9 protein-coding genes are annotated in these 9,668 nt (G+C 53.2%); 4 read left to right on the forward strand and 5 right to left on the reverse strand.

Translation table 11 applies throughout. From position 1 onward, the window contains the following. Nucleotides 1-258: 258 nt before the first annotated feature. Nucleotides 259-1,071, forward strand: coding sequence for a Cof-type HAD-IIB family hydrolase (locus JUF13_RS14085; RefSeq protein ID WP_203640175.1), 813 nt, complete (start codon nucleotides 259-261; stop codon nucleotides 1,069-1,071). Between the two features lie 59 nt (nucleotides 1,072-1,130). On the opposite strand, the gene JUF13_RS14090 is transcribed toward JUF13_RS14085, so the two are convergent. Then, nucleotides 1,131-2,288 carry an ArgE/DapE family deacylase gene (locus tag JUF13_RS14090; protein ID WP_203640176.1) on the reverse strand — a complete coding sequence of 386 codons (1,158 nt, stop codon included), beginning with the start codon at nucleotides 2,286-2,288 and terminating at the stop codon, nucleotides 1,131-1,133. Between the two features lie 185 nt (nucleotides 2,289-2,473). Here JUF13_RS14090 and JUF13_RS14095 point away from each other — a divergent pair, with 185 nt between their 5' ends. Then, entirely contained in the window at nucleotides 2,474-3,001 is a 528-nt protein-coding gene (locus tag JUF13_RS14095; protein ID WP_203640177.1) for a hypothetical protein, read from the forward strand. Here the strand turns inward: JUF13_RS14095 and JUF13_RS14100 are convergent. From JUF13_RS14100 to JUF13_RS14115, 4 genes are all read right to left on the reverse strand, one after another. Beyond that, nucleotides 2,998-3,372 carry a hypothetical protein gene (locus JUF13_RS14100; protein ID WP_203640178.1) on the reverse strand — a complete coding sequence of 125 codons (375 nt, stop codon included), beginning with the start codon at nucleotides 3,370-3,372 and terminating at the stop codon, nucleotides 2,998-3,000. The genes JUF13_RS14095 and JUF13_RS14100 overlap by 4 nt on opposite strands. A 79-nt stretch (nucleotides 3,373-3,451) precedes the next feature. Beyond that, entirely contained in the window at nucleotides 3,452-4,954 is a 1,503-nt protein-coding gene (glpK, locus tag JUF13_RS14105; protein ID WP_203640179.1) for a glycerol kinase GlpK, read from the reverse strand. A gap of 175 nt (nucleotides 4,955-5,129) precedes the next feature. Beyond that, nucleotides 5,130-5,318 (reverse strand): 2-hydroxymuconate tautomerase, encoded by a 189-nt coding sequence (gene thmT, locus JUF13_RS14110; protein ID WP_048736130.1) that lies wholly within the window; start codon nucleotides 5,316-5,318, stop codon nucleotides 5,130-5,132. A gap of 71 nt (nucleotides 5,319-5,389) precedes the next feature. After that, nucleotides 5,390-6,286 (reverse strand): YitT family protein, encoded by an 897-nt coding sequence (locus tag JUF13_RS14115; RefSeq protein WP_203640180.1) that lies wholly within the window; start codon nucleotides 6,284-6,286, stop codon nucleotides 5,390-5,392. A gap of 257 nt (nucleotides 6,287-6,543) precedes the next feature. Here JUF13_RS14115 and JUF13_RS14120 point away from each other — a divergent pair, with 257 nt between their 5' ends. Both JUF13_RS14120 and yjeM read left to right on the forward strand, forming a co-directional pair. Continuing rightward, nucleotides 6,544-7,959 carry a C69 family dipeptidase gene (locus tag JUF13_RS14120; RefSeq protein WP_203640181.1) on the forward strand — a complete coding sequence of 472 codons (1,416 nt, stop codon included), beginning with the start codon at nucleotides 6,544-6,546 and terminating at the stop codon, nucleotides 7,957-7,959. 45 nt (nucleotides 7,960-8,004) lie between these two features. Next, the gene (yjeM, locus tag JUF13_RS14125; RefSeq protein WP_203640182.1) at nucleotides 8,005-9,516 is read left to right on the forward strand and encodes a glutamate/gamma-aminobutyrate family transporter YjeM; all 1,512 of its coding nucleotides are present in this window, start codon (nucleotides 8,005-8,007) and stop codon (nucleotides 9,514-9,516) included. Nucleotides 9,517-9,668: the final 152 nt, after the last annotated feature.

Consider the following 9,668-nt stretch of genomic DNA (forward strand, 5'->3'; position numbering starts at 1 on the left):
TGTGGAATACACTTAAGGTTCATAGCAACTTGGTTCGTGGTCGAAGTGGATTGCGAATAGACTAGCACTACGCGTTATATACATATTACTAGTCTTCGTCTTAAATTCTGTTCCCATTATACCCGTTTCACCGGGCGAACTCTACCCCGGGTGAAAGTGAAATGGTCGCTATTTTCAGAAAGATGTGTTAAGTTGTAAAGGCGAGTTTTATTTTGAACGTGAATCCAATCAACCAACGAAATTGCGAGGTGTTTCTCTTTGGAAAGAAAATTAATTGCCATTGATCTAGATGGCACGACTTTAAATGCAGAATCTCAAATCTCTGCCAAGACCAAGCGCGTCTTGACCCAAGCCCGAGAAGCGGGTCACATCGTCAGCATCGTGACCGGCCGACCGAACCGGATCTCGGCCAACTTTTACGACGAGTTGCACCTGGAGGGCCCGATGATCAACTTTAACGGCAGCCTGGGACACATCCCCCACCAACAATGGTCGGACGAATACCAATACACCTTTAACAAGGAAGTGGCCTTCGACCTGTTGGCCCACCGTGAAGAACTAGGCATCAACATGATTGCCGCCGAAGGCAAGAATCTCTTCCTGGCCGTGCGCGACCAACCTGTCGAAGTGGGTTTCTTCCCCTCCGTCTTGCAGTCCAATCAAATCTTGAACCAAAAGACGTTGACCGAAAACCCCACGAGCTTGACGGTCGCGGTTGACCGCAGCCATCAAGAACACCTGCTGAGCTACCTGCGACACAACTTCAGTGATGAAGTCGACGCTGCCCCTTGGGGTGGCCCAAATGCCGTCGTGGAGTTAGGCGTCAAGGGTGTCCAGAAAGCAACCGGGGTGGACTTCCTGGCCCACCAGTACCACGTGGCGCGCAAGAACATCATTGCCTTTGGCGATGAGCACAACGATACGGCCATGATCGATTATGCCGGTTGGGGGGTGGCCATGCAAAATGCCACCCCAGCCATCAAGGGCCTGGCCCAGGACGTCACGTCGCTCGACAACGACCACGACGGCCTCGCTACCTACCTACAAGATTACCTAAAATTGGCCGAATAAGCCACAAAAGTCGCCACCCCAAAACGTTGAGGTGGCGACTTTTTGTTAGATACAATTCATTATTTCAGGTTTAAATAGCCGGGTAACAGCTGTTGATACAGTTCCGTAAAGTCCAGGAACATTTGCTGGTCGACATATTCATCGACCTGATGGGCCGTGTTGCTACCGGGGCCAAAGACGATGAATGGGAACTGATTGCCCTTATCCTTTAACAGATTGGACGCATCGGTCACGGCGGGCAGTGGCAGCTTGGGAATCGGTTCACCGGCAAACGGCTCCCCCAGCTTAGCCGCCAAATTACTCAGCGGATTGTCCTGCGGCTCTGCAACCGGCCATTGATCCATGTAGATGTCCATGGTCACCTGGGCGCCCTGCGCATTTTGCTGGTCGACCAAGTGTTGGAGCGTCTCGCGCACGGCGGCGTTATCAAATTCTGGAATCGTCCGCACGTTCATCTCGGCCGTGGCCGCTTCGGGAATCGAGTTGACCTGATTGCCCCCGGAGAAGATGGTCGTGTTGAACGCCAATTTACCCAGCAAGGCGTTTTCCTTGGCCGTTTCCCGGAAGGCTTGATTGGCCTGCGTCAAAATTGCCAGCAGCGGATCAATCGCGTTGGCCCCTAACTCCGGCATCGAACTGTGGGCGGCGAGGCCCTTGGCCGTCAACCGCACATCCATCGAGCCCTTGTGCGAGGAGAAGAGGTTGTAGCCGGTGGGTTCCCCAATCAATAGGGCATCGACATCGTCCATGGCCCCCGCCTCATAGAAGGCCTGGGAGCCGTATTCGCCGACCTCTTCGCCCACCGTGGCCATGAGACGAATCGTGCCGTGCGTGGGTTGCCCGGCCGCGTGCAGCTCAATCAGGGCAATCGTTAACGCGGCCAGCCCGGATTTCATATCCGCTGCCCCGCGACCGTATAACCGGTCATTACGGTTCGTTAACGTAAATGGGTCACTTTGCCACTGACTAACTTCACCGGGTGAGACCACGTCCATGTGCCCGGAAATGCCCAGGACTGGCCGACCACTGCCGATTTCGGCGACCAAATTAGGACGTTGCGCATTGTCATTCACCGGCAATAATTTTGCCTGAATACCGTGTTCACCCAACAACTGTTGCAGGTAAGTGGCCACCGCCACCTCGTTATCGTTGACCGAGTGAATCGCCACCAGGTCGCTAAGAATTTGAACTTTCTGTGCCGCCGTCAAGACTGCCATCGCAGATTCCTCCTTCAATGATTCAACAACTTAATTGATTATCCCCATTGTAACCCGAATGCGTGCACAATTCCCGCAACCCGTTCGGCCAGTTTCGCGTCTAAAATTTCGGGTAACCGTCACGCCCCTACACGAATTGCCCGCGACAATGGTAAACTAGAACTAAGACCAAAGGAGGTTTCCCCATGCGTCCCACGATTCAAACCCTTTACGACCCCAACCTGCCCACGATTCTCTTTTCCCTGCATCCCCTGCCGACCGAACAGATTCGGCTCGGCGAAAAGGTGCTCGAGTATCGCAAGCATTTTCTCAAGCACGCCTTTCAGGGCTTCGTGCATATGACGGGAGCCCACGGCGGTGTCACACTGTTCGTGCGGTGTGCCCAGCCACTCACGGCAGCGCCGGCAAAACTCGCCCAGCTGGGTCAACAACTCCAGCACGACGACCCGCAGGCCATTCAGGCTTACCTGGGCGCGGCAGGCATCGCCATCCCCATTTCAGCCGTGGCGACGCTGCCCACCTTATCGGCGCAGACGTTGCGCACGGTCGACCCAACCTTCGTGGCCCCGCGGACCTTCGTTTACCTGGACAAACCGCAAAAACAAGCGCTATTAGCCTTTCTGCTCAGCCAACCGTATACCAACTACTTAGAAAACGACTGGTGTGCCCGCATCAAAACCGTTCGCGCCATTTTAGGCAATTGCGCTAATTAATTGTCGCGCCACATCTTGGTCACCCGAAACCGGGAAAACAGGCCCAGCGGATCAATCTTCTGCCGGTGAACCTTCAGTAACAGATGCCACTTGGTCCCGGTGATGGTTCCCATATACCAACTGGCCGGCCAATCGCCATCCGGCTGCACGGTCACCGTGATTTTAGGGTGCTGCTGCAGGCGGCGCAACAGCTGCTGGTCGTTGCCCGTTAAGGCCTTAATCTTAGACCACTGGTGGGTCCGCAAATCCCGGTTGACCGTGCGTTCCGCATAGGCTTGGCCCTGCGCACTACTGGGGTCACTCACCACGACCCAGCCCCACAGGCCACCGACAATGAGCACGCCAATCACTAACCACAATCCTTTACGCATCTCTATCTCTCCATACTTAACGAAAAACGGCTCACCCGTCTGCAAGCTGCAGTGGTGAGCCGTTTCGTTTTATTTTCAATTAGTCTTGATGGAACGCTTGCGTTGCCTTGATAGCTGCTTGCCAGCCGTTGTAGCAGCGCGCCCGCTTGTCTTCGGCCATCTGTGGCACGAACTCATCACGCGACTTGTGCATCGCGCGAATCGTGTCCATGTCGGGCCAGAAGCCCACGGCTAAGCCGGCCAGATAAGCCGCACCGAGAGCGGTCGTTTCGTTGATAGCGGCCCGCTTAATCGGCGTGTTTAAAATGTCCGCCTGGAACTGCATCAGGAAGTTGTTGTTGGCGGCCCCACCATCGACACTCAGGGACTGCAGGTTCAACCCGGTCTCCTTGGTCATGGTGTCGACCACGTCTCGCGTTTGGTACGCAATGGCTTCAACCGTGGCGCGGACGAATTGTTCCCGCGTAGTCCCACGAGTCAAGCCAAAGACGGCGCCCCGCGTTTCCTGGTTCCAGTATGGCGCACCCAGCCCAGTAAAGGCAGGGACCACGTAGACGTCGCCCGTCGTTTGGGCATCCACGGCCATTTTTTCGGATTCGCTGGCATTTTCAAAGAAGCGCATGCCGTCGCGTAACCATTGAATGGCGGAACCGGCCACGAAGATGGACCCTTCCAACGCATAAGTCACCTTGCCATTTAGCCCGTAAGCAATCGTGGTCAGTAACCCATTGTGCGATAGCGTGGGTTCTTCACCGGTGTTCATCACGATAAAGGCCCCGGTGCCGTACGTGTTCTTGATCATCCCTTTGTCAAAGGCGGTCTGCCCAAACAAAGCGGCCTGTTGGTCACCGGCGATTCCGGCAATCGGTACCTGAACCCCACTGAACGTGTAGCCCGCGGTGTAGCCGTAGATTTCGGAAGAGGAGCGAACCTCTGGTAACAGGGATTCGGGGATGTTCAACCAGCCCAGAATTTCCTTGTCCCAAGTCAGATCATGGATGTTGTAGAGCATGGTCCGGCTGGCGTTGGTGTAGTCAGTCGCGTGGACCCGGCCCCCGGTCAGCTTCCAAAGGATCCAGGTATCGATGGTCCCAAATAACAGTTCGCCGCGTTCAGCGCGTTCCTGGGCCCCGTCAACGTGGTCTAGGATCCACCGAATCTTGGTGGCGGAGAAGTAGGAGTCGATGACCAGCCCGGTCTTCTCGTGGATGGCGTCGGAATAGCCATCGGCCTTTAACTGGTCCGCAATTTCACTGGTCTGCTTGGATTGCCAAACGACCGCATGGTAAATGGGTTCGCCGGTCTTCTTGTCCCAGATGATCGCCGTTTCCCGTTGGTTGGTGATCCCGATACCGCGGACCTTGTAAGGTTGTACGTCTGAATCGATTAACGCATCAGAAATAACGGATTGCACCGCATTCCAGATTTCGTTTGCGTCGTGTTCGACCCAACCTGGTTGCGGGAAGTACTGGTGAAACTCACGCTGTGCCTGTCCCGCAATTTGGCCGTGCCGGTCGAATAAAATAGCCCGGGTACTCGTCGTCCCTTCGTCAATTGCCATCATGTATTGTTGATCACTCATCGTTCAACTCTCCATTCATTCGTTCGTTAGCGACGGCCTAATTTTGCCGTGATGTCGCACTTGTTACTAGTATACCGAAAACGACCGCGTTAGCCAAACGTTTTTCAAAATGAAACCGCCACCAATACCGGTATATCGGACTTGGTGGCGGTTTATAAGTTTTCGCAAATATTTATTACTTTTCGTCGCTCTTCAAAACGCCGGCCACACCGTAACGGTTAGGCTGCATTTCGCGTAAGATGACGTGCACGTGTTCGGCTGGAGCGCCGGTGTTCTTGGTCACAGCAGCAGTGACGTCTTGAACCAAGGCCTTCAATTGGTCTTGTGAACGACCAGCAATCAAATCGATGTTAACAATTGGCATTTAATTTCGTTCCCTTCTGTATGTGAATAGTCATATTATACCGGTAAGTCCGCGTCGGAGCAAGAATCAGCTTATCTTTTAACGCTTTCTTGCTTCAGCTTCAACTGTTCCGTTTCGTTGTAGAAGTTTCCTTCAATATCCACGGTGTTGACCAGGTTCACGAAGGCGTTGGCGTCGACGTCCTTGACCGCGTGCTCCAAGGCATACAGTTCATACCGGGAGATGACGGTCATCAGGACCGCACTGTCCTTGCGACTGTACGCCCCGAACGCTGGCATCACCGTGATGCCACGAATCAGTGTCTGGTTCAGCTCGTCGATGACGGCGTCCTGCTTCGTGGTGACGATGAAGGCCGTCAGCTTTTGGTGCCGGGTGTGAATGCTGTCGACGACCCGCGACATTGCATAAATTGAGATGATCGTGTATAAAGCACTTTCCCAGCCAAATAAAAATCCGGCTAAGATCACGATGCTAAAGTTGATCATCATCATGAGCGTCCCAATCGTCCGGCCAGTGGTCTTCTCCAACACCACGGCGACGATATCCATGCCCCCGGTCGAGAACCCATTTTTCAAGGGATAGGCCACACCAATCCCGGTCAGGATACCACCAAACAGCGCAGCCAACAGGGAATTGTTGGAAATATTGTTCACGGGCACCACAATGGCCAGTAGCGAGGTCAGGACCGCCACGGCAATCGAGTAGATGGTGAAGCTCCGGCCGACCTTGAACCAACCTAGCAGGCCGATGGGGATGTTGAACAGCAGGATGAACCACCCAGTACTCAGGTGAATGCCACCCATTTCTAATAACGTTGAAATGATCTGGGAAATCCCGTTGATTCCGGCACTAAAGATCTTCCCCGGCACCAAAAATTCGTTCAGGGCGATGGCGGTAATCAGGGCGGACCCAATTAAAATCAAGAGATGCTTCCCAAATTCACGTCTACTTTCTAATGTGTTTCTCATCTTATACTCCTCTCACGCGTTGTGTCGTTTTAATTATTTAACCACATCGACGGGCCGTTGACCAGCGATAGGAGGGGCTTTGCCGGGTCAACTAACCACCAAAGCCCCGGAGCGCTTGCAATCTTTCTGCATAAATATTTATTTTTATGAGAATTATAAACAAAATAATTAAAAACGCCCCGAAATTAATCGAACCTAAAATAAACATGCTAGAATTAGGACTGTAGTCTAATCAAATTTAGAAAGGAGAGCCCCTATTGAATTATTCCGCATGTACCAGTATTTTAATTGGTCCTCGGGCCACGGTGGATGGCTCGGTCATCATTGGGCGTAACGAAGATGCCAAGGCCGCTTGGCCCAAGCACTTCGTCGTCCACCCAGCGAAGACCGCAACCACGCCGCAACAGTTTGTCAGTACCGACAATGGCTTCACCATGCCCTTGCCCCTGACGGCCGCGAAGTATACCGCCACCCCCGAATGGACCGACAAGTATGGTCTGTTTGAAGAAGACGGTATCAACGCTTACGGTGTGGCCATGAGCGCCACGGAGAGTACCTACTCCAACGAACGCGTGCTTGGCGCTGATCCGTTGGTCAAGGATGGCATCGGCGAAGAAGCCATGGTGACCGTCGTTTTGCCCTACGTGAAGACGGCCAGAGAAGGTGTCTTACGTCTTGGCCAATTGGTCGAAACGTATGGGACCAGCGAGTCCAACGGTATTTTGTTTGCCGACCAGCAGGAAGCCTGGTACCTGGAAACGGGTGCGGGTCACTACTGGGTCGCTCAGCGGATTCCGGCTAACGGTTACGCCGTCGTTGCCAATCAAATGGCGATTCAAGCCATTGACTTCCACGATGACGCGAACTTCCTCTACGCCCGGGATCTCCAAAGCTTTGTAGCGACCAACCACCTGAACCCACACAGTGACCGGTTCATTTGGCGCGACATCTTTGGGACCCAGGATCAGTCGGATCTGTACTACAATACGCCACGGGTCTGGGACGGCCAACGTCGTTTCACCCCACAAGTGACGCAAGAACCGCAATCATTTAAGCTTCCCTTTATTCAGTACGCCGACCACCTGCTGGCTGTGGACGAGGCCCAGGCCTACCTGAGCAGTCATTTTGAAGGCACGCCGTACGATCCGGTGGGGTCCGGTTCAGCCGCTGAGAAGACCGCGTTTCGGCCAATCAGTTTGGCCAAGACCCAGGAATCTCACGTGCTGCAGCTCCGGCCCGACATGGACCCCGCTTTGGCTGGGATTCAGTGGTTGGCCATGGGTGTCGCCGCACAGAGCGTCTACGTGCCCTTCTACGCCGGCATCGACAGTACGCCAGACGCCTATCACCTGGGCGCCGAAACCTACGACGACCAATCTGCTTACTGGGTCTACAAGTTAGTGAGTGTCTTGCTAGATGCCCACTACCACGAGGCTTGGCCAACGGTCAGTGCCGTGCAAAAGGACCTGCGGATTGCCTTTAAACAGTCCGTGAAGCAAACGGATGCCACCGGTCAACGACTGTCTGGTATCGAGCTCAACCATTACTTAACGCAACAGGCGAACGCGAACGCTGCATTGGGAATTAAGCGCTACCGCGAGCTAGCCGCGACCTTGATCACCAAGGCCACCGACATGGGTCCTTTGAATTATCACCAGGACCTTAATTTATAAGACGGGTGAACCAATCGTCACCACATATAATGGGAGATATTAAAAATGGATAAGCAAAAGAAGATTGGACTTTCTAGTCTGATCTTAATGATCTTCACGGCCATCTACGGCTTTGCCAACACGACGGTCGCCTATGATCAAATGGGTTACGCAAGTATCATCTGGTACATCTTAGCGGCACTCCTCTTCTTCCTGCCAAGTGCGTTAATGCTGGCGGAATACGGGTCTTCGTTTAAGGAAGCCAAAGGTGGGATTTATTCTTGGTTAGCCGGTTCCATCGGTGAAAAATGGGCCTTCATTGGGACCTTCATCTGGTTGTCATCCTGGATCATCTGGATGCTGTCAACCTCGACGAAGGTTTGGATCCCCCTGTCAACGCTGATTTCCGGTTCCGACCAAACGCAAACTTGGTCCTTCTTGGGACTGAGCTCGACGCAAACAATCGGTCTATTGGGTATCGTGTGGATTCTCGCCGTGACCTTCTTCGCCTCACGGGGAATCAACTCCATCGCTAAGATTTCCTCATTGGGGGGGATCTTCGTGATGATCCTGACCGGGGTCTTCTTCATTGCCAGTATCGTGATTGTCATTTTAAATCACGGTCAACTCGCTGAACCAATCAACGGGATTCACAGCTTCGTGGCCTCGCCAAATCCACAATTTTCTTCACCAATGGCGCTGTTGTCCTTCGTGACGTACGCGGTCTTCGCCTACGCCGGGATGGAATCCATGGGGGGCATCACCGATAGTATGGAGAAGCCTGAAAAGACTTTCCCAAAGGGTTTGATCATTTCAACGATTGCCATTACCATCATGTACTCCCTGTCCATCTTCCTCTGGGGGATCAGTGCCAACTGGACCCAAGTGTTGGGCAAGAGTCAAGTCAACCTGGGGAACATTACCTACGTGTTGATGAACAACTTGGGACTGGTCTTGGGTAAAGCCATGGGCCTCTCCGGTGCCGCTTCATTGACGATGGGTCACGTGTTAGCCCGGTTGACTGGGTTGAGCATGTTTATGGCTTACCTGGGTTCCTTCTTCGTTCTGGTCTACTCGCCACTGAAGTCCTTCATCGTGGGGTCTTCACCAAAATTGTGGCCAGCTCGGATGACGAAGCTGAACAAGGCCGGCATGCCCGGTTACGCAATGTGGGTCCAAGCTATCGTAGTTGCCGTCTTCATCTTCTTGGTTGCCTTTGGGGGCAACGCGGCTAACGAGTTCTACTTGATCTTGACGGATATGGGGAACGTGTCAACGTCCTTCCCTTACCTGTTCTTGATTGGGGCCTTCCCATTCTTCAAACGTCGGACGGACCTGGAACGGCCATTCGTCATCTTCAAGAGCCGTCTGTGGACGAACGTTATTGTGACGGTCGTACTGGTCATCTTGGTCGGTGGGATTGGGTTTACCTGTCTCCAACCAATTCTGGACCACGACTACATGACCGCCTTCTGGACGATCATCGGGCCTATCTTCTTCGGGGCAGTCGCATGGATCTTCTACTACAACGCGCAAAAGCGTGCTTCTAAGGACGAACGCCCTGCTGACGAAAACTAATTGATTTTGTGTTTTTTGAGGAAACCCTTTTGTTTTTGGGGTTTTCTTTTTTGTTGGCAATTTGCGTAATTAAAAAGAGGCTGTGACATAACTAGCCTCTGTAGAACAAAAATAAGGCACGAAACCGAACTTTGGTTTCGTGCCTTATTTCC

Origin of the sequence: Levilactobacillus wangkuiensis, assembly GCF_016861605.1 — a bacterium.
GTDB lineage: Bacteria > Bacillota > Bacilli > Lactobacillales > Lactobacillaceae > Levilactobacillus > Levilactobacillus wangkuiensis.